Raw genomic sequence first — 21,261 nt, 5'->3', positions numbered from 1 at the left:
GGGTTTGCCCGGATGCGGCTGGCCGGACCAGTCGGCCCATGCCGGCCCGCCGGACGGGATCAGGCCGTGGCCGTTTCCCGGCGACGCTGCCACCGCTTGCGCAGGACTAGCGCGCCAGCCGCGCCGCCGAACAGCAACAGCATCGGCGGTGCCGGAACCGGTTCCGGGCCACCCGGATCGCCGGGATTGTCGCCGCCGCTGCTGGACGGGGGATGATAGCCCCCGTTCGAGCTCCACCCGCTCGACGTCGAAGAGCTGGTCGAGCTGGACGAGGACGTGGACGATGACGTCGACGTGGACGAAGAAACGTCGCCGCTCGAGCTGGTCGAGGTCGAAGACGACACATTGCCGCTGGACGATGAACTCACATCGCCGCTGGAGCTGGACGTTGAGGACACGTTGCCGCTGGACGTGGACGTCGAAGAACCGCCCGTGGACGTCGATGTGGAGGAGCCACCCGTCGAGGTCGACGTGGACGATCCGCCCGTCGAGGTAGAGGACGACACATCGCCGCTCGATCCACCCGACGACGTGGAAGTCGAGGAGCCGCCGGTCGACGTCGAAGAGCCGCCCGTGGACGTGGAGGACCCGCCCGTCGAGGTGGACGAGCCGCCCGTGCTGGTCGACCCGCCGCTGGTGCTGGTGGAGCCGCCGCTGGAACTCGAGGTTGACGAGATGACGACGCCGCCACCACCGCCACCGCCGCCGCCAAAGAAGCCGCCGCCGAAAAAGCCGCCGCCGCCAACAAAGCCGCCCGTGCCGCCGACCATTACCGGCGCCGCAAAGCCGCCGCCGCCCGACACCATCGGCACTTCGCCGCCCAGCGGCACCGGCGCGCCCTGGCTGGTCATCGTGACGACTGCGGGAACGCAGGCGGTTTCGGTCCGGCCTTTCTTGATGATCCGGCGCGTCATCTTGCTGCCGCCCTCGGCATAGATGCGGCGCGCCTCGCTGCCCTCGACCTGGCGCTTGACCACGCGCTTCTTGGCAATCTCGCCCGCGCCGACGCTGTAGGATGCGCCGCGTTCCGCCTGGGCCTGGTCGGCCATATGGACTGCACCGCCGCCGACAAGAGCGCCGCCCGCTGCGCAGGCACAAAGTTTTGCCAAGGCCATCTTCACAGACATGATCGTCACTTCCCTTATGCCGCGGCCCCCGATGTGCGGATGGGTCGCAACGGCATGTGCGCCGTTCGATAGAATGAAGTGCAGAACAAAACATTAAGCGCAAGTTCGTTAACCATCAGTTCAACCGAAACAGATCAATTCTATGACCAACCTTGGTGATTATTATGGTTAACGTCCGATTTTGAAACGAAAGCAATGCGGCGAAAGTTAACGACGTGCGGCGTGAAAATGGCCGCCATCTATCCGGCGACGCAAATGGTGCGCTGCATTGATGCGTTCGCGGTATCGGAAGATTCGCGGCCTTGTCGCGCGCTGTCAGCACCCCTATAGGCGCGCCATCGAACGGCGCCGCCGGGCGGGGCAGCGCCAGTGTGGAGAGAGTTTATGGCGACTGTGTTGGGCGACGCGGGCGGGCCGGAGGGTGTACCCCTAGTAGCGAATGACGGCATGGATGACGGCTATCGGCCGTCGCCGGACGAACCGTTCATGAATGAGCGGCAACAGGCCTATTTCCGCCGAAAGCTGCTGGCGTGGAAAGAAGCCATCCACCGGGAAGCGCAGGGCACGCTCTCTACCTTGCAATCCGAACCGCTGCGCGAGGCCGACCTGACCGATCGTGCGTCCAGCGAGACCGATTGGTCGATCGAACTGCGGACCCGCGATCGGCAGCGCAAGCTGGTGTCAAAGATCGACGCGGCGCTCCGGCGGCTGGACGATGGCGAATATGGCTATTGCGAAGTCACGGGCGAGCCGATTTCGCTCGGCCGACTGGAGGCGCCCCCCATCGCCACGATGACCGTCGAGGCGCAGGAACGGCACGAGCGGAACGAGAAGATTTCGCGGGACGAGTGATCCGTTAACGCTTTGGATAAGCCTTTGCGTTAGCTTCTTCCCGAACAATAACAGTTGGTCGGGTTGATGGAACGGCAGTCGTTCGACAATGGCAATGGCAACGCGGCAATGTCGGCCGGGCAACGCAATGCCGCGCGCGACAGCCTGTTGCTGACCGCCAAGCTGAAGGTGGACGGCCGCTCGGAAACGCAGGTGCGGATCCGCAATCTGTCGGAAGGCGGATTGATGGCCGAATATCCCGCCATGGCTGCCATCGGAACCCCTGTGCAAATCGAAATCCGGGGCATCGGCTGGATCAAGGGTTCCGTGGCCTGGGCAACGGACGGCCGGCTGGGCATCGCCTTTGACAACAAGGTTGATCCGCTCTCGGCTCGCAAGCCTGTCGGCGGCCAGGCCAGGGCCGGGACCAAGCCCAAACCGAAACCGCTGATCCCGTTCGGCTGACCTGCCGCGGTCGGTTGGCCGACTCGCAATATAGCTCGCCGGACACGAATTGGGCGCGAAACGCCATCGCGTCCGCGCCCCTTCGTTACCGGAAGCTGGTGGGTCAGATGCCCTCCAGTTCCTCTTTCACCCGCAATTTCCTGCGCTTAAGGTCGGCGAGAAGTCCGGTGTTCGGCCTGGGTCGTTGTGCCTCGTCAGCAATCCTGCGGTCGAGCAATGCGTGTTTTTGCTCCAGCGCGGCGTGATGTGCGTTCTGCATAGAACAGACCTCCTTGCTTGTGTTGCCGGGTCATTGAGTAAATCACGGGTCCGCAGCTTTGTCGCGTGCTGATTCGGCGCCTTCGATATATGGTTGCGGGGATGCGACCGGCGGTGATCGGGCGGGGGGAGATTGCGTGTCGATGGACGAAACAGAGCTGACCCGGCGACTGGAAGCGCTGCGGATCGAGCATCGCGATCTGGATGCGGCCATCAACGCCCTCACCGATGCCGGGTCGTCGGATCAATTGCAGCTTGCCCGGCTGAAAAAGCGCAAGCTGCGGCTCAAGGACGAAATGGCGATCATCGAGGACTGGCTGGTGCCGGATATCATCGCCTGACGCGCGGTCTGCATCGCGCCGGATTGAGACATGGGCAGCGATGAAAGCGTTGGAGTGGCGGGGCCTATTATGGCATCGATCGCCGATGAGCGATGGTCAAACGACGACGGAAATTCACGCCCGGCTGATCGACAGCCTGTATACCGAGGCGATGGTTCTGGCTGACGACGCGCGCAGTTATTTCGACCGGTATGGCACCGATGACCGGCACGGACTGGACCCGATCGACCGGGTATCCTTTTCCTGCGAATCGTTGAAGGTGACGACGCGCCTGATGCACGTCATCGCCTGGCTGCTGACCCAGCGGGCGGTGCTGACCGGGGAACTGCCGGAGCGGGATGCGATGGATCAGTCGCGACGGCTGGGCAGTGCGCCGGTGACCGATCCCGCGCTGCTCGATCGCCTGCCCCCCGTTGCCGCCGGCCTCGTGTCCGCCAGCATCGACCTGCACCGGCGTGTCGCCCGGATCGAGCAGGGGCGCGTCGAAAAGCGTTCGCCATCCAGCCCCGCCCGCGCGATGATGGACCGGCTGGCGGCGTCGTTCTAGGCGCTGGGCGCCCTGCTGCGCAGCAGGGCACTGCGCAGGCACTGGCAGACGATTTCGTCCCGCTGATTCCACAATTCATGGCGCCAGATGACGATGCCTTGGCCAGGGCGCGACGCGCTGGGCCGCAATGCCTTCACCTCGCTGACCGCGCGCAGCGTGTCGCCGATGAACACCGGCTTTGGCATCCGCACCTCGTCATAGCCCAGATTGGCGATCAGGGTGCCCAGCGTGGTTTCCCCAACCGTCACGCCGATCATGAGTGCGAATGTGAAGGTGCCGTTGACCAGGATCTGGCCGAACTCGCTGGCCCGCGCCGCTTCTGCATCGATGTGCAGCGGCTGCGGGTTATGGGTCATCGTCGAAAACAACAGATTGTCGGTTTCGGTAACCGTGCGACGGATCGGATGTTCAATCCGCTCCCCGATGTTCCATTCGTCGAAATAGCGTCCGGCCATCATCACTCTCCCGCCGCCGCCCTGCCACAGGGCAGGGCGGGGTGAAAGGGGCCGATCAGGGTTCCCGGCGCTTTGCCTCCGGTGCATTTTCCCAGCCGCCGCCCAGTGCCTTGAACAGGGTCACCTGAGCATCGGCCAGCGCCGCGTCGGACTGCGCCAGTGCTGCACGCGCCTCGGCCCGCTCCTGCTCGGATGCGATCAGCTGCAAAAAGCTGTCGGCGCCATAATCGAACCGCAGCTTGGACAGGCGGGCCGCATTGCCGGACGAATCCACCGCGCGGCGCAGCGCACGGTTGCGGTCGAGTTCGCCGGCATAACGGGCAAGCGCCTGCTCCACTTCGCGCAGGGCCGTCAGGACCGCCCCGTCAAAGGCGGCAAGTGACCCTTCGGCACCCGCCTCTGCCTGACGCAGCTGGCTGCGCGCCGCCGACTGGTTGGGAAAGCTCCACGAAATCAGCGGGCCGAGCGAGAAGGACACGCTGTCGCTTTGGACCAGGTTGTTGAGCTGCTGCGAACCCAGGCTGACCGAACCGAGCAACGAAATGGACGGATACAGGGCTGCCGTGGCAACCCCCACCCGTGCCGTATCGGCTGCCAGCTGGCGTTCGGCCGCGCGCACATCCGGCCGCCGGGCAAGCAGTGCGGCGCCGTCGCCGACCGGGATCAGCTGGTTCAGGCGGGGTGCGGTGGTGCAGCCGTTGGCCGCTGCATCGATCTCGGCGGGCGGCTTGCCGGTCAGTGTCGCCAGCGCATACAGCGCGGCCCGGCGCTCCGCCTCCAGCGAAGGGAGCTGCGATTCGCTCTGCGCAAGCAGCGCCGTTGCGCGATCAAGGTCGCGGCGCTGGCCTCGCCCGGCGTCGAACAGTCGCCTGGTCAGATCGACGGTCTGCTGCTGCAGCTTCACCGTTTCGCGTGCGACGGCAATCTGGCTGGCGTTGCTGCAGATCTGGGCATAGGTCCGCGCCGTTTCGGCCGCGACCGAGACGCGGGCTGCGTCGACCTGCGCCTGTGCCGCACCCACATCGCCGCGCGCAGCCTCGACCGCGCGGGTGACGCCCCCGAACAGGTCGATTTCATAGCTGGCATCGATACCCGCACGGTAGAAATCGGTTTCGAACGACGGAATGGTCTGTCCGCCGAACTGCGCGCCGATCTGGTTTCCGCCGGTCCGCTGACGGGTATATTGGGTCGACAGGTCCGTGGTCGGAAACCGCCGGCCGGTCGCCTGGATCAGCACCGCGCGGGCACGCGACAGGTTGGCGACAGCCTGGCGAATGTCGGTGTTGTGCGCCAGCGCATCCGTCACCAGCCGGTCGACATTGGGGTCGTCATACAGCCGCCACCACTGGTCGGGCGGCGGCGTCGGTGCGACGCCCGTGTTCGATGCCGTCTCGGCAAACTGGCCGGTGCCGGTTCCCGCCGTGCTGCCAGGCGTGGTCGGCGGCGCGTAATCCGGGCCGACGGCGCACGCTGCCAGCATGGACAGCGGGATCAGGGTGATGAGCGCGCGGTTCATGCCGGCACCTCCTGTTCCTGTGCGGGCGGGGGCGGGGTGCCCTTCCGCCGCTTGAACCTGCGGCCGACGGTATCGCCCAGCTTGCGGCTCATGACATAGAATGCGGGCGTAAAGATCAGGCCGAACACGGTCACGCCGATCATGCCAAAGAACACCGCAACGCCCAGTGCGGCGCGAAGCTCCGCACCCGGACCCGATCCGATCACCAGGGGCAGCGTGCCCAGGATGAACGCGATCGACGTCATCAGGATGGGGCGCAGACGCTGCGCCGCTGCGTGCTCGGCCGCTTCCAGCGTGCCCATGCCCGAATCCTCGTTATGCTTGGCGAACTCGACGATCAGAATGGCGTTCTTGGCCGCCAGACCGATCAGCACGACCAGGCCGATCTGGGTCAGGATGTTGTTGTCCATGCCCATGATGTTGACCCCGATGATCGCGGCCAGCAGGCACATCGGCACGATCAGGATCACCGCGAACGGCAGCACGACGCTCTCGTAATTGGCCGCCAGCAACAGGAACACGAACAGCACGGCCAGCGCAAAGGCGATGATGCCCGTGTTGCCCGCCTGTTTCTGCTGATAGGCCAGCTCGGTCCACTCATAGCTGAACCCGTCCGGCAGCACCTTGTCCGCCAGCGCTTCCATCGTCGCCAGGCTCTGTCCGGTCGAAAAACCGGGAACCGTATCGCCCTGCAATTCTGCCGTGGGATACAGGTTGTAACGAACCACGCGATACGGGCCAGCGTCATTGCGGACGGTCAGCACCGCGTCCAGCGGCACCATCTGCCCCGATGCGGACCGAGTCTTCAACCGGCCGATATCCGCCATCTCATCGCGATAGGGGGCGTCGGCCTGTGCCGTCACACGGAACGTGCGGCCGAGGAAGTTGAAGTCGTTGACATAGGTGGAGCCGAGATAGGTGCCGAGCGTAGAAAACACGTTCTGCACCGGCACGCCCAGCTGTTCCGCCCGTTCGCGATCGACATCGGCGTACAGGCGCGGCGTGCGGGTGTTGAACAGGCTGAATGCCCCTGCAATCCCGTCGGCCTGGGCTGCCGCACCCATCATGGCAAAGGTGGCCTGTTCCAGCGCGGCATAGCCCCGGTTTTCGCGATCCTCGATCATCATCTTCCAGCCGCCGCCGGTGCCGATCCCCTGGACGGGCGGCGGCGGGATGACCAGCAACAGCCCTTCGTTCAACTCGCCAAGGGCGGCGCGCAGCTCGTTGGCCACGACATCGGCGTGGGGGCGAACGCTGTGATCCTTGAATGCCACGAACATCGCGGCCGTATTGGGCGCGGTCGAGAAGCTGGCACCGTCCAGGCCGACAAAGGCCGGGGTGTCACGCACGGCCGGGTTGGCCAGCGCGATTTCCTGAGCCCGCTTCATCAGCGCAGTTGTCCGCTCCAGCGATGAACCCGGCGGCAACTGGGCAGCGACGATCACATAGCCCTGATCCTGCGGCGGGATGAATCCCGCGGGCGTCGCGGCAAACCGCCACCCGGTCACTGCGATCAGCAGCACATAGGCAATGCCGACGATCGCCAGCGTCCGCACCGCGCGCGCGGTCAGGCGGCCATAGCGATTTGACAGCCAGTCAAAGCCGCGATTGAAGCCGCGCGCAAAGCGCGTGCCCCATCCGCGCCAGCCGGGCTTCGGCTCGGCATCATGCTTCGGCTTCAGGATGATCGCTGCAAGCGCCGGCGACAGGGTCAGCGAGACAAAGGCCGAAATGGCGGTTGCCGAGGCGATGGTCAGCGCGAACTGCTGATAGAAGGTGCCCGAGATGCCCGGAATGAAGCTGGTCGGGATGAACACCCCGCACAGCACCAGCGCAATCGCGATCAGCGCGCCCGACACCTCGTCCATCGTCTCATGGGCGGCCTGAAGCGGGGACAGCCCCTTTTCCTCCATCAGACGTTCGACATTCTCCACCACCACGATCGCGTCATCGACCACGATACCGATGGCCAGCACCATGCCAAACAGCGACAGGTTGTTGATCGAATAGCCAAAGGCAAACAGCACCGCGAGACTGCCGACCAGCGATACCGGGATCGCGATGATCGGAATGATCGCCGCACGCCAGCTTTGCAGGAACAACAGCACGACCAGCGACACCAGCACGATGGCTTCGATCAGGGTATGCTGCACCGCCTCGATCGACGCCGAGATATATTCGGTCGGGTTATAGGGGATGGAATAGGTCATCCCCGGTGGGAAGCTCTTCTTGGCGGTGTCCAGTTCCTTGATAACCGCCTCTGCTGTGGTCAGCGCGTTCGATCCCGGCAACTGGCTGACGGCGATCGCAACCGTCGGCCGGTTGTTGAGGAACGCGTTGATGTTGTAGTTTTCGGCACCCAGCTCGATCCGGGCAACATCACGCAGGCGGGTCAGCGCCCCGGCATCGTCGCGCTTGACGATGATGCCGCCGAATTCCTCCGGCGTGGTCAGGCGACCCTTTGCCTGAATGCCCAGCTGAAACGCGGTGGCGGAATCCTTGGTAAAGGGCGGCTGACCGACACCGCCGACGGCGACCTGCGCGTTCTGTGCACGAACCGCGGCGATGATCTCGTCCACCGTCAGGTTGCGGGCAGCGGCCTGATCCGGATCGATCCAGACGCGCATGTTGTAATCGCGGCCACCGAATACCTGGGCATTGCCGACGCCCGGAACGCGCGCCACGCGATCGATAACCTGGGTGCCCACATAATTGGATACATATTGTTCGGAAAGCGACCCGTCCGGCGAATAGAACATCGCCACCATCAGGAAGTCGGGCGAGTTTTTCAGCACCGTGACGCCGATCTGGCGCGTCTGTTCCGGCAGGCGGGGTTCAGCCGAGGCCACGCGGTTCTGCACCAGCACTTGGGCCTGATCGGCGTTGGTCCCCTGCGCGAACGTCACCGTGATCTGTACCTGTCCGTCGCCCGTGGACGAGGACTGGAGGTAGATCATGTTTTCGACGCCGTTGATCGCTTCTTCCAGCGGAGCGGCAACGGTTTCGGCCAGGGTTTCGGCGCTGGCGCCGGGATAGCTGGCCGACACCACCACCGTCGGCGGCGCGATGTCGGGATATTGCGTCACGGGCAGCACCGGCAGCGACACAAGGCCGAATACCAGCACAAGGATTGACAGGACCGCCGCAAAGATGGGCCGGTCAATGAAAAAGTGGGGGAACTTCATGGGATCACTCCGCCGCGCTGGCTTCGGATGCTGGCGGTGTGGTTACGGGCTGGGATGCAGGCGCGGCGTTCGCGGCGCGCGGCTTCAGTGGAACCTGTTTCGGCGTGACGACCATGCCCGGCTGCAGCGCGGTGATGCCGGTCGTGACCACCTTGTCCTGCAGCGTCAGGCCTTCCTTGACCACGCGCAGCCCCTCGACCGGCGGGCCCGTTTCGATGGGCCGCGGTTCAATCTTGTTACCCTTGCCCAATACGTAAACCAGCTTGCGCGTCTGATCGGTAATCACCGCTTCTTCCGGCACCAGCATCGCCTTGTACGTGCCGGAACCGAGCAGCCGGGCGCGGCCGAACATGCCCGGGGTCAGGAATCCGCCCGGGTTGCTGATGACCGCATGGGCGCGGATGGTGCCCGAACCGGGGTCGATGGCGTTGTCGACAAAGTCCATCTTGCCACGCCAGTTCCAGCCACTCTCATCGGCCAGCTGAATTTCAACCGGGTTCGGCGTGCTGCGCGACGAACCGCGCTCCCCCGATCGGTCCTGCCGCAGATATTTCAGGTAAAAGCTTTCTGCCCCGTCAAAGGTGAACCAGATGGGATCGACGGAAACGACGCGGGTCAGCACGGTCTGACCCTCTGCGACGAAATTGCCCCGGCTGACGCGGCGGTTGGACACGCGCCCGCTGACCGGTGCCCGTACGGTGGTGAACCCGAGGTTGAGCTGCGCGGTGCTGACATTGGCCCGTGCCGATGCCAGATCCGCCTCCGCCGTGCGGACCGCTGCCAGCTTGGTTTCAAACTCCTCGCGGCTGATCGCCTGTGCGGCAACCAGCTTGTCGGCGCGCGACAGCTCAGAACGGGCATTGGACAGCGCGGCCTGGGCGCGCTGTGCCTGTGCCTGTGCCTGGGCCAGCGCGGCGCGATAGGGGCGGGGGTCGATCACGAACAAGGGCTGGCCGGAACGAACATTCTGGCCATCAGTGAACAGGATCTGCTCGATCGTGCCGGACACCCGGGCGCGCAGCTCCACGTCCTGGATCGCCTCGAACCGACCGGTATACTCATCCCAGTCGACGACATCGCGCGCCAGCGGCGTGGACACGGTGACCGTCGGGGGTGGGGGAGCTTGCGGCGCGGGCTGGGAAGAACATCCGGAAATAGCCAGCGCACCGAAAATCGCCGCTGCCCGGCTGATGCCAAACCCGTTCATATCCCATTTATCCCTGTCTCTGGTCGCCCCCTGGCCGGGCGACTCATTTCTACGCGATCACACTTAGGTGCACCTGCGAAGAAGCAGCTTCAAGGGGCGGTGGCAATAATTATTGAACAATGCCGTTCATTTTTTATGCGCGCCGCGGTTCGGCGGGGTTTTCCCGATGATCCGTGGCAACGCTTGGAACCGGTGCCAATCAAGGGGATAGAGTGGTTTAAGGGCGTCCGCCGTTGCCCGCATCGACATGGAGGATGAATGACCGGATTTCCTGCCGACCGACTGATCTTCGGCCCCGATGATGTCGATCTGTCCCGGTCCCCCCTGGCCGGAAAGCTGGATGCCGAAACCTATGTGCTGGGTGCGTTCAATCCCGGGCTGACCCGGTTGCGCAATGGCAATCTTGTGTTGTTCGTTCGGGTGGCAGAGGCGCTGCGCCACCCGATCGTCGATGGTCATGTCCATGCGATCCGCTGGAACGACGGCAGCTATGTCCTTGATGCCTGGCCGCTGGACGGCGTCGATATGGCCGATCCGCGCAAGTTCCTGATCCGGGGGGAGCAATGGACGGTCATGGCGCTGACGTCGCTGTCCTGGATCCTGCCGGTCGAACTGGATGCCGACGGGCAGCGCGTCGTCGCCTTTCATTATGACCGGGCGATTGCGCCGCATGCGAGCTTTCAATGCTATGGTATTGAGGATGCACGGGTATCGCGCTGTGGGGATCACTGGCTGATGACGACGTGTTCCGTCAGCCCGGAACGGCACTGCACGACCCTGTACCGTTCCGATAACGGTCTTGATTTCGCGTTCGAGGACATCGTGCTCGACCATCAGAACAAGGATATGCTGATCTTTGAAGGGCAGATCGACGGGCGTTATTGGGCGCAGACGCGGCCGCTTGGCGACCTGTATTTCGCCTATCCGCCGGGCAGCGCGTGGCGTCCGGGGCCGTCCATCAATCTGGCGGTGTCCCCCGATGCGCGGCACTGGAAACCGCATTGCCGCCCCGGCATCCGGCCCGGCGCGTCCACCCTTGCAACCGCACGCATGGGTGGCGGCGCGCCGCCGATCCTGACGGACGATGGCTGGCTGACCCTGTGGCATGGTGTCGAGCCGAGCGGAAAGGTCGGCATTTACCGGACATACTGGTCAATCCTTGACCGCCACGACCCGTCGCTGATCGTTCGCAGCGACGACCAGCCGCTGCTGGAGGCCGCGCCCGCGCTGACCGCGCCGATGGAGGACAGGATGTATCTGCGCGACATCGTGTTCACCACGGGCATCGTGGATGCGGCCGATCATTTCATCGTTGCATCGGGAGAGGCCGACCTTGCCTGTCGCATCACGGCGATACCAAAGTCGACGTTCGGGCTGAGCTAACACATCGTGCCGCTTCTTGCGCTCAACGGGAGGAGGCAGGTGCCCCTGATCTCCACAGTGACGTAACCCTGCCATGGGCCGTGCACCGGTGTGCGCGACTATTTCAAAGTCGGTCCTGGTGGCAAATCGTAACGAGTTCGGGGGGCATTTCAATCCATGCCCCTCGAGCGACGAAAAACGATGGTGCAAAAGTGGGAGCCCGTTTCACCCGATCGTCGGAAATGGCGCAGTTCCGCCATTTTCTGTTTGACGATGGTGACCCCTACGGGAATCGAACCCGTGTTTCAGCCGTGAAAGGGCCGCGTCCTAACCGCTAGACGAAGGGGCCGTGTCGATGACGACGGAGGCGCTCACTATGCGAGGGGCGGGCGGGGGTCAAGCGGTCTTGCGAAATTTTCGTTCAATCGGCCCATGCCGCATCGTCCACGTGCAGTTCTGCGGCCGGTCGGCTGCCCCAATCGTCGGTTTTCGCCCGTCCTGCCAGCCATAGCCGCCGGTGCGTCGGCGCCCCCAGCAGCGCCTGGCCAAGCGGGGTGTCCGCGGACCGGAACGCCATCGCCTTCAGGCTCGCGCCATCCTCGCCGCTGATGATGGCGCGGACATGGCCGTTGCCGACGACGTCGCATCGCACGATGCGGACCGGCCCGGTGGCGACGCGCGGCGCCGGCCAGCCCATGCCATAGGGGCCCGCTGCCTCCATCGCATCGACCAGCGCGGGGTTCAGCCCGCGCGGCGAAACCATCGCATCGACCAGCAGCGCGCGCTCGCCCATCGCCCGTTCCACCGCCACCGCCAGCCGTTCGTGCAGGAAATCGGCCAGTGCCTGCACCTGATCGGCCGCGATGGTCACGCCTGCCGCCATGGCGTGCCCGCCGCCGGCGATCAGGATCCCCATATCCTTCGCCGCCAGGATGGCCGCGCCCAGGTCGACGCCCGCGATGCTGCGTCCCGACCCCTTGCCGATGCCCGATTCGTCCACCGCGATCACGATGACCGGCCGGTTCAGCTTTTCCTTCAGCCGCCCGGCGACGATCCCGATGACGCCGGGGTGCCATCCATTGCCCGCGATCACGGCAACTGCGCCGCTGCCGTGCCGGGCGGCCTCTGCCTCTGCGCCTTCCTGAACCATCGCCTCGATCGCGCGGCGTTCCTCGTTCAGCTGGTTCAGCTCCTCGGCGATCCGGCGCGCCTCGGCAGCATCGGTGGTGGTCAACAGCCGCACGCCCAGATCAGCGCGCCCGACGCGCCCGCCCGCATTGATTCGCGGCCCCAGCGCAAAGCCCAGATCGGAACAGGTCGGTGCCCGTGTCAGCCGCGATGCTTCGATCAGCGCGTTCAGGCCGATGTTGCGGCGACCGGCCATCACCTTCAGCCCCTGTGCCACGAATGCGCGGTTGAGGCCGCGCAGCGCAGCGACATCGGCTACGGTGCCCAGCGCCACGATGTCGAGCAGGTCCAGGAGGCGCGGCTCCGCCCGCCCGTTGAACCATCCCCGTGCGCGCAGAACGCGGACCAGCGCCGCGCCCAGCAGGAACGCAACACCGACCGCCGCCAGATGGCCATGCGCCGCCCCTTCGCCCTCGTCCAGCCGGTTGGGGTTCACCAGTGCATAGGCGGCGGGCAGCTCGGTCGCGCATTTGTGATGATCGACCACGATCACCTCTGCACCCGCATCGCGCGCCATGGCCAGGGCGTCGAACGCCTGTGCCCCGCAATCGACCGTGACGATCAGGTCTGCCCCTTCGCCCTTCAGCCGGACCAGCGCCTCGCCCGACGGGCCATATCCCTCCATCAGCCGGTCGGGGATATAGGGGCGGGGAGCCAGCCCCAGATCGCGGAGCAGGCGGATCAGCAGCGCGGCCGATGTTGCGCCATCCACGTCGTAATCGCCGAATACCGCCACCTGTTCGCGCCGTTCGACCGCATCGGCCAGCCGCTCGGCCGCCCGGTCCATGTCGCGAAAGATGGAGGGGTCGGGCATGAACCCGCGGATCGACGGCGACTTGTGCGCCTCCACATCCTCGCGTGCGCATCCCCGCGCCATCAACAGGCGCGTGGTCAGATCGTCGGGCGAAAATCCCTGATCGGCTGCGTTGGCCGGGGATCGCCAGCGCCACGGCTGGCCAAGGACGGAGGAATGGACGTTGCAGACAATGGACATGATCCCATGGTCTTTAGTCCCATGCCGGGTGCCCGCGCCAGTAGTCTTGCCGACCGGTCAGCCCGCGCACACCCGCGCCCGCGCCGCCTGATATTCCGACGACAGGCGCGCAACGCGGTCCGCCACGCTTTCCACCGCCGTCACCGCGCCGATGCCCTGTCCGGAACCCCAGATATCCCGCCATGCCTTGGCCGCGCCGCCGCCGAAATTCATCGCGCTGGGGTCGCTTTCGGGCAGCGCATCGGGGTCCAGGCCCGCCGAAACGATCGACTGGCGCAGGTAATTGCCATGAACGCCGGTGAACAGGTTGGTATAGACGATGTCCGCCGCCCGGCCGTCGACGATGCCCTGCTTGTACGCCTCGACCGCATTGGCCTCGGTCGTGGCGATGAAGGGCGATCCGATATAGGCAAGGTCAGCGCCCGCCGCCTGTGCCGCCAGCACCGCGCCGCCATTGGCGATGGCACCGGACAGCGCGACCGGCCCGTCGAACCATTGCCGCACCTCCTGCGTAAAGGCGAAGGGGTTGAGCCTTCCGGCATGGCCGCCGGCACCCGTACAGACGAGGATCAGGCCATCCGCGCCCTTTTCCACCGCCTTGTGCGCGAACCGGTCGTCGATCACGTCGTGCAGCGTGATGCCGCCCCAGCCATGGACCGCCGTGTTCAATTCCTCGCGCGCGCCCAGTGATGTGATGACGATCGGCACCTTCCATTTGGCACAGGTCATCAGATCCGCCTCCAGCCGGTCGTTCGACCGGTGGACGATCTGGTTGACCGCAAACGGCGCGGCGGGCGTATCGGGATGGTCCCGGTCCCACGCCGCCAGTTCCTCGGTAATCCGGTGCAGCCATTCGTCCAGCAGGCTTTGCGGCCGGGCGTTCAGCGCGGGAAACGACCCCACGATCCCCGCCTTGCACTGGGCGATGACCAGGTCGGGTCCGGAAATGATGAACAGCGGCGAACCGATCACCGGAAGCCGCAAGCGAGCGAAGATCGAGGGAAGAGCCATCGGGCAAGGATAGCGCACCGGATGGGGCTGTCGACTCCGTTACGGCAAGCTAATCCACCCGCGTCAGCGCCGCCGCATAATGCCGCGCGCGTGCAGCATAATGCGCAGCAGACGTGATTAGCCCGGCCCGCGCCGCATCGTTCAGGGGCCGCACGGGGCGGGCAGGGGAACCGACGATCAGCGTGCCCGGCTCGAACGTCTTGCCCTCTGTCACCAGTGCGCCTGCACCCACGATGCAATCATCGGGGATATGCGCGTTGTTCAGGACGATGGCGCCCATGCCGATCAGCACCCGGTCGCCGATCGTACAGCCGTGCAGCACGGCGTGATGCCCGATGGTGCAATCCTGCCCGATGGTCAGCGGCGCGCCCGGATCGCTGTGCAGCATCGCGCCCTCCTGCACATTGCTGCGCGCGCCGATCAGGATGGGCGTGTTGTCGCCGCGCGCCACCGCCCCGAACCAGAAACTCGCGCCGTCGCCCAGCCGCACATCGCCGATCAGGTCCGCACTCGGCGCAACCCATGCGTCCGCGCCCAGCACCGGGGCCTTACCGTCAATAGCGTATAGCGGCATGGTCTCTCCAACCTTCGTCGTTGCGAGCGCAGCGAGGCAATCCAGCGACAGGAACGGATTGCTTCACTACGCTCGCAATGACGATCGACACGGCACCCTCAGGCAGCCTTTCGCCGCTGGCCCATTTCGTCGTTCAGCATCTCGGCCAGCAGGAATGCCAGCTCCAGGCTCTGTCCGGCGTTCAGGCGCGGGTCGCAATGGGTGTGATAGCGATCGGCCAGCCCCTGTTCGGTGATTTCCACGCCGCCGCCCGTGCATTCGGTGACATTCTGTCCCGTCATCTCGGTGTGAATGCCGCCGGCATGGGTGCCTTCTGCCCGGTGGACGGCAAAAAAGCCGCGCACTTCGGCCAGGATGCGGTCGAACGGCCGCGTCTTGTATCCGTTGGCGGCCTTGATGACGTTGCCATGCATCGGATCGCAGCTCCACACGACCGGATGCCCCTCGCGCTTCACCGCGCGGACCAGCGCGGGCAGGGCGGCCTCGATCCTGTCATGGCCATACCGCGTGATCAGCGTCATCCGGCCCGGCACCCGGCCGGGGTTCAGCACGTCGAGCAGCCGCAACAGGGCGTCCGGCTCCAGGCTCGGTCCGCACTTCATCCCAATGGGATTGCCGATCCCGCGCAGGAACTCGACATGGGCCGATCCCTCGAACCGCGTCCGGTCGCCGATCCACAGCATATGCGCGCTGGTGTCGTACCAGTCGCCGGTCAGCGAATCCTGCCGCGTCATCGCCTGTTCGTACGGGAGCAGCAGCGCCTCGTGGCTGGTGTAGAAACTGGTGGCCTTCAGCTGCGGCACGCTGTCCGAATCGATGCCGCACGCCGCCATGAACTCCAGCGCCTCGCCGATCCGATCGGCAACGTCGCGGTACCGCTCGGCCCAGGGGCTCTTGCCCATGAAATCGTGGGTCCACCGATTCACCTGATGCAGATTGGCGTAGCCGCCGCCGGCAAAGGCGCGCAGCAGGTTCAGCGTCGCCGCCGATTGCGAATAGCCGCGGATCATCCGCTGCGGATCGGGGATCCGTGCTTCCGGGGTAAAGGCAATGTCGTTGACATTGTCGCCGCGATAGCTGGGCAATTCGACGCCATCGATCGTCTCGGTATTGGCCGAACGCGGCTTGGCGAACTGGCCTGCCATCCGCCCGACCTTCACCGTCGGCAGCTTGGAGGCAAAGGTCAGCACGACCGCCATCTGCAGGATGACGCGGAACGTGTCGCGGATGTTGTTCGGATGGAACTCGGCAAAGCTTTCCGCGCAATCGCCGCCCTGCAACAGGAACGCCTTGCCCTCTGCCACGCGTGCCAATTCGGCGGTCAGGTTGCGCGCCTCGCCTGCGAAGACCAGCGGGGGGAACGACGCGATCTGGGTCGTTGCCGCATTCAGCGCATCGGCATCGGGGTAAATCGGCAGCTGCAGCGCCTGAAACGCATCGCCGGTCCAGCTGTCCGGCGACCATGCCGCGCCGCTCATCGGCTCGGGGGCCAGCACGTACCAGTCCTGATGATGGGCAATGCCGTTTGCCGCGATCTGATTGACGGTGGCCGCGTTCGCGCGCTTGCCATCCTCTTCCCACCCCTGAACCGTGGAACCGGGCGTGCCGAACCACGCGCCGAATGCGGATCGGGATAGGGCGCGCTCCTCGCGAAAGCGGCGGATTTTTTGTCCTGCAAGAGTCGTCATAGCCCGGCCCGTTTACCCGGGCCGGGTAATCTCCGCAACCGCTATTTCCCGATCAGGGTAAATTGCCTGTCATGCCGAGCGAAGCAAAGCAAATCAGCCGGTCGCCATGGGTTGCCGCGCCGCCGCGCGGCTCGCCATGACGCGGTGCTCAGGCCCCCACCAGTCCCAGCATCCCTTCGAACAGCCGGCGACCATCGGTGCCGCCATGGGCCGCCTCGATCCGCCGTTCGGGGTGCGGCATCATGCCCAGCACATTGCCGGCCGCGTTCAGCACGCCTGCAATCTGGCGCGCGGAACCGTTGACGTCCTCCGCATATCGGAATGCCACGCGGCCTTCGCCTTCGATCCGGTCCAGCGTCTCGGCATCGGCGAAGTAATTGCCGTCATGGTGCGCCACGGGAATGGTGATCCGCTCACCCGCCGAATAGCTGCCGGTGAACAGGTTCTGGCTGTTCTCGACGGTCAGCGCGACATCGCGGCATACGAAATCCAGGCCGGCATTGCGCATCAGCGCGCCGGGCAGCAGGCCGGTTTCGGTCAGCACCTGAAATCCGTTGCACACGCCCAGCACGGGCACGCCGCGCTCTGCCGCCTCGATCACCGCCTGGATGACAGGCGACCGCGCGGCAATCGCGCCGCAGCGCAGATAATCGCCATAGGAAAAACCGCCGGGCAGGGCGATGACATCCGTACCGGCGGGCAATTCGCTCTCGCGGTGCCACACCATGTTCGGCTTGCGGCCCGTCACGGCCTCCAGCGCCACCGCCATGTCGCGGTCGCAGTTGGAACCGGGAAAGACGATGACGGCGGCGGTCACAGCTTTTCCACCCGGTAATTTTCGATGACCGTGTTCGCCAGCAGCTTTTCGCACATGCCGGCAATGGCCTCGTCGCTGGTGCTGTCGGCGACTTCCAGTTCGAACAGCTTGCCGGCGCGCACATCGTCCACGCCCTCGAACCCCAGCGATCCCAGCGCGTGCTGGATCGCGCGACCCTGCGGGTCGAGCACGCCGTTCTTCAGCGTGACGATGATGCGAAGTTTCATGGGCAGGTCCCCGGCATTGTCGATTGAGTCGGTTTCACCCGGCCTATGGCGGGCGATGGCCTGCCCCGCAACCCGCGCTTTACTTGCCCAGCTTCTTGCGATGGCTGTCCAGGTCGAGCACGTCGGAATCCGCGCCTTCCGGCAACAGGCCAAGGCGGCGCGCAACTTCCTGATACGCCTCCACCTCACCGCCCAGGTCGCGGCGGAACCGGTCCTTGTCCAGCTTTTCGCCGGTGGTCACGTCCCACAACCGGCACCCGTCCGGGCTGATCTCGTCGGCCAGGATGATGCGGCTGTAATCATTGTCCCAGATGCGGCCGAACTCCAGCTTGAAGTCGACCAGCCGGATGCCGATGCCAGCGAACAGTCCGGTCAGGAAATCGTTCACGCGAATGGCCATGTCGGCCATGTCGTGCAATTCCTCCTGCGCGGCCCAGCCGAAAGCCAGGATATGCTCGTCGGTGACCATCGGGTCGCCCAGCGCATCGTCCTTGTAATAATATTCGACGATGGTGCGGGGCAGCTGCTGCCCCTCCTCGATCCCCAACCGTTTGGCCAGCGACCCGGCCACGACGTTGCGCACGACGACCTCGATCGGCACGATCTCGACCTGCCGGATCAGCTGTTCGCGCATGTTCAGCCGCCGGATGAAATGCGTCGGAATGCCGATGGAGCCGAGCAGCGTGAACACATGCTCGGAAATCCGGTTGTTCAGGACGCCCTTGCCGTTGATCGTGCCCTTTTTCTGGGCGTTGAAGGCGGTCGCATCGTCCTTGAAATACTGGATCAAGGTGCCGGGTTCCGGCCCTTCGTACAGGATCTTGGCCTTGCCCTCATAAATCTGGCGGCGGCGTGCCATGGCGGGATATCCTTCAAAAACGATCGGCCCCGGCCCGAACGGATGCCATAGCAACCGCCAGAGCCGGGGCGTTTCACGGGCCTATACCGAAAGGGGGGCGGGGGCGCAATCAGCCGGGCGAGCGCTCCTCTCTCTGCCGCCGCCGGACCAGCGGGCCAAGCCAGCGCCGCCACCCGAAAAAGGCCAGCCCGCCGATCACAAGCCATGGGAACAGATAGATCAGTGCCACGGCAATACTGCGGATCGCCGCGCCAAAGGACGCCGCACTGTCGACAATCGCATCGCTCATCGCGCCGCCCGGCGCTGCAGCAGCGCCGGTGTAGCGCAGGGTAAAGGTCGAATAGGCAACCCTGCGGCGCAATTCGGCCAGCAGGCCGCGCGCCTGATCCAGTTCCTCCTGCGCCTGCGCCACGCTGCGCTCGGCCTCGACCAGTTCGGCAACCTTGCCCGTCCTCGCCCGCAGGATTTCGGTCAGCCGCGCCACCAGCAATTCGCGCTGGCGAATGCGGGCATCGGCATCGACCATGGCCTTGGACACATCCTCGGCCTCGACCTCGGTTTCCGCCATCCGCCCGCCGCCCGATGCCGCGGCTTGCTCCAGCGCCCGCGCAAAGGGCCGCGCATCGCGGGTGGCCACACGCAGCGTCATCGCCGCTTCGGCGCGTTCTCCTTCGCCGTCGCTGCGGTTCATCCCGCTCAGCACGCACCGGGCGGGGCCAAGCCGGTCGCACAGCGCCAGATGGGCGTCCTGCACCTTTGCCACCGCACCCGCTGGAACCCGGAATCCCAGTGAATAGACGTAAGCGATCTTGGGCAGTGTGACATCCACCGGCGCCGCACCCGTCGCGCTCTTTGCCCGTGCCTGTGCCGGTGGTTCGGCAACCTCCATCTTGCCGGACGGTTCGGCGCTCTCCGGTGCCGAGCATCCTGCCATTGCCAGGATCGCGACGGTCATCAACAGCAGTCGGCCGGTCCGCATGGCATCGCTCCTCCGTGGAAGACAGGATATGACTATCTGCCCGATGGGAATTGGCAATCGCTATTTTCATCGGTCCGGTGGCGGCAAGGCGTTGCGCCCGGCCGCGTCCGGCCCGATATGCGCCGCGTGCCGGAACGATGCGCCGGCCGTGCAAGGGGGACGTGCACCTCTTGTCCGACTGGCGCGTTGGAGCGGCGGAATGATCTGCCATCAGCGAAGAGGAGCGACGACATGGCCTATATCCTGCCCGAACTGCCCTATGCAAAGGACGCGCTGGCGCCGCATATGTCGGCGGAAACCTTTGAGTTCCATCATGGCAAGCATCACAATGCCTATGTCGTGAACGCCAACAAGCTGATTGCCGACATCCCCGAAGTGGCAGAGGCCAAGCTGTCCGACGCGATCCTGTTCGCCAAGGAAAAGGGCAACAAGGGCCTGTTCAACAACACGGCCCAGATCTGGAACCACAGCTTTTTCTGGCAGTGCCTGACCCCCGATTACGAAGCGCCCACCGGCAAGCTGGCCGACATGATCGCTGACGAATTCGGGTCGACCGAGGCGCTGGTCAGCAAGCTGGTCGCCGAAAGCGTCGGCCATTTCGCCAGCGGCTGGGGCTGGCTGGTCCTCGACGGCGACAAGCTCAAGGTCACGTCGCTCCACGATGCCGACACGCCGGTTGCGTATGACGGCATGAAGCCGCTGCTGACCATCGACGTGTGGGAACACGCCTATTATGTCGATTATCGCAATGCCCGCCCGGCCTATGTCGAGGCCGTGGCCAACAAGCTGATCAACTGGGCGTTCGTCGCTCAGAACCTCGACGGCGAAGGCGTCAGCCGCGCCGATCAGGGCTGATCACGGATAAGGAACCCTCACCCTTCCGCAGCTGACGCCGCTCCCTCCCTCTCCCGCTTGCGGGAGAGGGAAGGGGCCCGCCGCGTAGCGGTGGGAAGGGTGAGGGCCGTTCCTTTTGGCTCACCCCTCCGGCGGCACCGGCGGATCCTTTGCCGCCTCGCCTGCCTGAAGACCGTGCTTCAGCAGCATGGGGATATTCGCCGCGGCAAAGATCAGGGTCAGCGGGATCGTGCCGAACAGTTTGAAGCTGACCCAGAAATCGGTCGATTGCGTCCGCCATACGGCTTCGTTCACGCCAGCCATCACGACGAAAAACAGTGCCCAGTTGATCGTCAGCTGACGCCATCCGCGCTCCGTAAGGCCGGGATACGCGCTTTCCAGCAACAGCTTGAGCAGCGGACGACCCGTCATCAAACCATAGCCAAGCACGACCGCAAAGGTCAGATAGACCAGGGTCGGCTTCATCTTGATGAACGTCTCGTTCTGCAGCCAAAGGGTCAGACCGCCCAGGATCAGGACAAGGCCGCCCGAGATCCAGAGCATCGGCGACACATGGCGCGTCTTGATGAACGAAAACGTGATTGAAATGCCGGTGGCCACCATGAACGCTGCGGTCGCATACAGCAGCCGCGCCAGCTCCGGCCCGCGCGTCAGGTTGTTGGCCGCGAAAAACACGATCAGCGGCCCGTAATCGATCGCCATGCGCAGCAGCGGCGAAATAGGCTCGCGGGCAGGGGACGCGGTGTTCATCGGGGCGGCAATCCTGGTTGGTCCG

General features: G+C 65.1%; 21 protein-coding genes and 1 tRNA gene. 7 read left to right on the top strand and 15 right to left on the bottom strand.

The genetic code is table 11. From position 1 onward, the window contains the following. Nucleotides 1-276: 276 nt before the first annotated feature. From ACNI3Q_RS03535 to ACNI3Q_RS03525, 3 genes are all read left to right on the top strand, one after another. Nucleotides 277-936 (top strand): hypothetical protein, encoded by a 660-nt coding sequence (locus ACNI3Q_RS03535; protein ID WP_426274028.1) that lies wholly within the window; start codon nt 277-279, stop codon nt 934-936. A gap of 575 nt (nt 937-1,511) precedes the next feature. Next, a complete protein-coding gene (gene dksA / locus ACNI3Q_RS03530) occupies nt 1,512-1,979 on the top strand; it encodes an RNA polymerase-binding protein DksA (protein WP_426274027.1) in 468 nt (155 codons plus the stop codon). Nucleotides 1,980-2,033: 54 nt separating this feature from the next. Further along, nucleotides 2,034-2,423 carry a PilZ domain-containing protein gene (locus tag ACNI3Q_RS03525; RefSeq protein ID WP_426274026.1) on the top strand — a complete coding sequence of 130 codons (390 nt, stop codon included), beginning with the start codon at nt 2,034-2,036 and terminating at the stop codon, nt 2,421-2,423. A gap of 103 nt (nt 2,424-2,526) precedes the next feature. Here ACNI3Q_RS03525 and ACNI3Q_RS03520 read toward each other — a convergent pair whose 3' ends face one another. Beyond that, nucleotides 2,527-2,682 carry a YdcH family protein gene (locus ACNI3Q_RS03520; protein WP_260019323.1) on the bottom strand — a complete coding sequence of 52 codons (156 nt, stop codon included), beginning with the start codon at nt 2,680-2,682 and terminating at the stop codon, nt 2,527-2,529. 142 nt (nt 2,683-2,824) lie between these two features. Between ACNI3Q_RS03520 and ACNI3Q_RS03515 the strand changes: the two genes are divergently transcribed. After that, the gene (locus ACNI3Q_RS03515) at nt 2,825-3,022 is read left to right on the top strand and encodes a YdcH family protein (protein ID WP_426274025.1); all 198 of its coding nucleotides are present in this window, start codon (nt 2,825-2,827) and stop codon (nt 3,020-3,022) included. 85 nt (nt 3,023-3,107) lie between these two features. Then, entirely contained in the window at nt 3,108-3,569 is a 462-nt protein-coding gene (locus ACNI3Q_RS03510) for a DUF1465 family protein (RefSeq protein WP_426274024.1), read from the top strand. On the opposite strand, the gene ACNI3Q_RS03505 is transcribed toward ACNI3Q_RS03510, so the two are convergent. The 4 genes from ACNI3Q_RS03505 to ACNI3Q_RS03490 are packed head-to-tail and all read right to left on the bottom strand — an operon-like array spanning nt 3,566 to nt 9,932. Continuing rightward, complete coding sequence (locus ACNI3Q_RS03505) at nt 3,566-4,024, bottom strand: MaoC family dehydratase (RefSeq protein WP_426274198.1); 459 nt, start codon at nt 4,022-4,024, stop codon at nt 3,566-3,568. The two genes, ACNI3Q_RS03510 and ACNI3Q_RS03505, sit on opposite strands and share 4 nt — an antisense overlap. 55 nt (nt 4,025-4,079) lie before the next feature. Continuing rightward, nucleotides 4,080-5,540 carry an efflux transporter outer membrane subunit gene (locus ACNI3Q_RS03500; protein ID WP_426274023.1) on the bottom strand — a complete coding sequence of 487 codons (1,461 nt, stop codon included), beginning with the start codon at nt 5,538-5,540 and terminating at the stop codon, nt 4,080-4,082. Further along, the gene (locus ACNI3Q_RS03495) at nt 5,537-8,725 is read right to left on the bottom strand and encodes an efflux RND transporter permease subunit (RefSeq protein WP_426274022.1); all 3,189 of its coding nucleotides are present in this window, start codon (nt 8,723-8,725) and stop codon (nt 5,537-5,539) included. The genes ACNI3Q_RS03500 and ACNI3Q_RS03495 overlap by 4 nt, the downstream gene beginning before the upstream one ends. 4 nt (nt 8,726-8,729) lie before the next feature. Further along, nucleotides 8,730-9,932 (bottom strand): efflux RND transporter periplasmic adaptor subunit, encoded by a 1,203-nt coding sequence (locus ACNI3Q_RS03490; protein ID WP_426274021.1) that lies wholly within the window; start codon nt 9,930-9,932, stop codon nt 8,730-8,732. Between the two features lie 258 nt (nt 9,933-10,190). On the opposite strand from ACNI3Q_RS03490, the gene ACNI3Q_RS03485 reads away from it, so the two are divergent. Further along, entirely contained in the window at nt 10,191-11,315 is a 1,125-nt protein-coding gene (locus tag ACNI3Q_RS03485) for a glycoside hydrolase family 130 protein (RefSeq protein ID WP_426274020.1), read from the top strand. A gap of 253 nt (nt 11,316-11,568) precedes the next feature. Here the strand turns inward: ACNI3Q_RS03485 and ACNI3Q_RS03480 are convergent. The 9 genes from ACNI3Q_RS03480 to ACNI3Q_RS03440 form a co-directional block, all read right to left on the bottom strand. After that, nucleotides 11,569-11,643: transfer RNA gene (locus tag ACNI3Q_RS03480), tRNA-Glu, on the bottom strand. Between the two features lie 72 nt (nt 11,644-11,715). Further along, on the bottom strand, nt 11,716-13,476 hold the full coding sequence (gene recJ, locus ACNI3Q_RS03475) for a single-stranded-DNA-specific exonuclease RecJ (RefSeq protein ID WP_426274019.1): 1,761 nt from the start codon (nt 13,474-13,476) through the stop codon (nt 11,716-11,718). A 57-nt stretch (nt 13,477-13,533) separates the two neighbouring features. Beyond that, nucleotides 13,534-14,487, bottom strand: coding sequence for an NAD(P)H-dependent flavin oxidoreductase (locus tag ACNI3Q_RS03470; protein ID WP_426274018.1), 954 nt, complete (start codon nt 14,485-14,487; stop codon nt 13,534-13,536). A 49-nt stretch (nt 14,488-14,536) separates the two neighbouring features. After that, nucleotides 14,537-15,061, bottom strand: a complete 525-nt coding sequence (locus tag ACNI3Q_RS03465; protein WP_426274017.1) for a gamma carbonic anhydrase family protein — start codon at nt 15,059-15,061, stop codon at nt 14,537-14,539. 98 nt (nt 15,062-15,159) lie between these two features. Then, nucleotides 15,160-16,539 carry a class II 3-deoxy-7-phosphoheptulonate synthase gene (locus tag ACNI3Q_RS03460; protein ID WP_426274196.1) on the bottom strand — a complete coding sequence of 460 codons (1,380 nt, stop codon included), beginning with the start codon at nt 16,537-16,539 and terminating at the stop codon, nt 15,160-15,162. 358 nt (nt 16,540-16,897) lie between these two features. Next, on the bottom strand, nt 16,898-17,566 hold the full coding sequence (gene purQ / locus ACNI3Q_RS03455) for a phosphoribosylformylglycinamidine synthase subunit PurQ (protein WP_426274016.1): 669 nt from the start codon (nt 17,564-17,566) through the stop codon (nt 16,898-16,900). After that, on the bottom strand, nt 17,563-17,793 hold the full coding sequence (purS, locus tag ACNI3Q_RS03450) for a phosphoribosylformylglycinamidine synthase subunit PurS (protein WP_260019453.1): 231 nt from the start codon (nt 17,791-17,793) through the stop codon (nt 17,563-17,565). Before purS ends, purQ begins: the two co-directional genes overlap by 4 nt. Nucleotides 17,794-17,872: 79 nt before the next feature. After that, complete coding sequence (purC, locus tag ACNI3Q_RS03445) at nt 17,873-18,652, bottom strand: phosphoribosylaminoimidazolesuccinocarboxamide synthase (RefSeq protein WP_260019454.1); 780 nt, start codon at nt 18,650-18,652, stop codon at nt 17,873-17,875. 109 nt (nt 18,653-18,761) lie between these two features. Then, entirely contained in the window at nt 18,762-19,631 is an 870-nt protein-coding gene (locus tag ACNI3Q_RS03440) for a DUF4349 domain-containing protein (RefSeq protein WP_426274015.1), read from the bottom strand. A gap of 231 nt (nt 19,632-19,862) precedes the next feature. On the opposite strand from ACNI3Q_RS03440, the gene ACNI3Q_RS03435 reads away from it, so the two are divergent. Beyond that, complete coding sequence (locus tag ACNI3Q_RS03435; RefSeq protein WP_260019456.1) at nt 19,863-20,486, top strand: superoxide dismutase; 624 nt, start codon at nt 19,863-19,865, stop codon at nt 20,484-20,486. Nucleotides 20,487-20,606: 120 nt separating this feature from the next. Here the strand turns inward: ACNI3Q_RS03435 and ACNI3Q_RS03430 are convergent, their stop codons facing one another. Further along, entirely contained in the window at nt 20,607-21,236 is a 630-nt protein-coding gene (locus ACNI3Q_RS03430) for a septation protein A (RefSeq protein WP_426274014.1), read from the bottom strand. Nucleotides 21,237-21,261 lie beyond the last annotated feature (25 nt).

The sequence above is a fragment of the Sphingomonas eleionomae genome (assembly GCF_049889035.1).
In the GTDB taxonomy this organism is placed as follows: Bacteria; Pseudomonadota; Alphaproteobacteria; order Sphingomonadales; family Sphingomonadaceae; genus Sphingomonas.
This window is presented reverse-complemented; position numbering and strand designations above follow the sequence as displayed.

Coding starts and splice junctions, on each gene's coding strand:
- dksA (WP_426274027.1), top strand. CDS start 1,512: ATGGCGACTGTGTTGGGCGACGCGGGCGGGCCGGAGGGTGTACCCCTA.
- ACNI3Q_RS03520 (WP_260019323.1), bottom strand. CDS start 2,682: ATGCAGAACGCACATCACGCCGCGCTGGAGCAAAAACACGCATTGCTC.
- ACNI3Q_RS03515 (WP_426274025.1), top strand. CDS start 2,825: ATGGACGAAACAGAGCTGACCCGGCGACTGGAAGCGCTGCGGATCGAG.
- ACNI3Q_RS03510 (WP_426274024.1), top strand. CDS start 3,108: ATGAGCGATGGTCAAACGACGACGGAAATTCACGCCCGGCTGATCGAC.
- ACNI3Q_RS03505 (WP_426274198.1), bottom strand. CDS start 4,024: ATGGCCGGACGCTATTTCGACGAATGGAACATCGGGGAGCGGATTGAA.
- ACNI3Q_RS03500 (WP_426274023.1), bottom strand. CDS start 5,540: ATGAACCGCGCGCTCATCACCCTGATCCCGCTGTCCATGCTGGCAGCG.
- ACNI3Q_RS03495 (WP_426274022.1), bottom strand. CDS start 8,725: ATGAAGTTCCCCCACTTTTTCATTGACCGGCCCATCTTTGCGGCGGTC.
- ACNI3Q_RS03490 (WP_426274021.1), bottom strand. CDS start 9,932: ATGAACGGGTTTGGCATCAGCCGGGCAGCGGCGATTTTCGGTGCGCTG.
- ACNI3Q_RS03485 (WP_426274020.1), top strand. CDS start 10,191: ATGACCGGATTTCCTGCCGACCGACTGATCTTCGGCCCCGATGATGTC.
- recJ (WP_426274019.1), bottom strand. CDS start 13,476: ATGTCCATTGTCTGCAACGTCCATTCCTCCGTCCTTGGCCAGCCGTGG.
- ACNI3Q_RS03470 (WP_426274018.1), bottom strand. CDS start 14,487: ATGGCTCTTCCCTCGATCTTCGCTCGCTTGCGGCTTCCGGTGATCGGT.
- ACNI3Q_RS03465 (WP_426274017.1), bottom strand. CDS start 15,061: ATGCCGCTATACGCTATTGACGGTAAGGCCCCGGTGCTGGGCGCGGAC.
- ACNI3Q_RS03460 (WP_426274196.1), bottom strand. CDS start 16,539: ATGAGCGGCGCGGCATGGTCGCCGGACAGCTGGACCGGCGATGCGTTT.
- purS (WP_260019453.1), bottom strand. CDS start 17,793: ATGAAACTTCGCATCATCGTCACGCTGAAGAACGGCGTGCTCGACCCG.
- purC (WP_260019454.1), bottom strand. CDS start 18,652: ATGGCACGCCGCCGCCAGATTTATGAGGGCAAGGCCAAGATCCTGTAC.
- ACNI3Q_RS03440 (WP_426274015.1), bottom strand. CDS start 19,631: ATGCGGACCGGCCGACTGCTGTTGATGACCGTCGCGATCCTGGCAATG.
- ACNI3Q_RS03435 (WP_260019456.1), top strand. CDS start 19,863: ATGGCCTATATCCTGCCCGAACTGCCCTATGCAAAGGACGCGCTGGCG.
- ACNI3Q_RS03430 (WP_426274014.1), bottom strand. CDS start 21,236: ATGAACACCGCGTCCCCTGCCCGCGAGCCTATTTCGCCGCTGCTGCGC.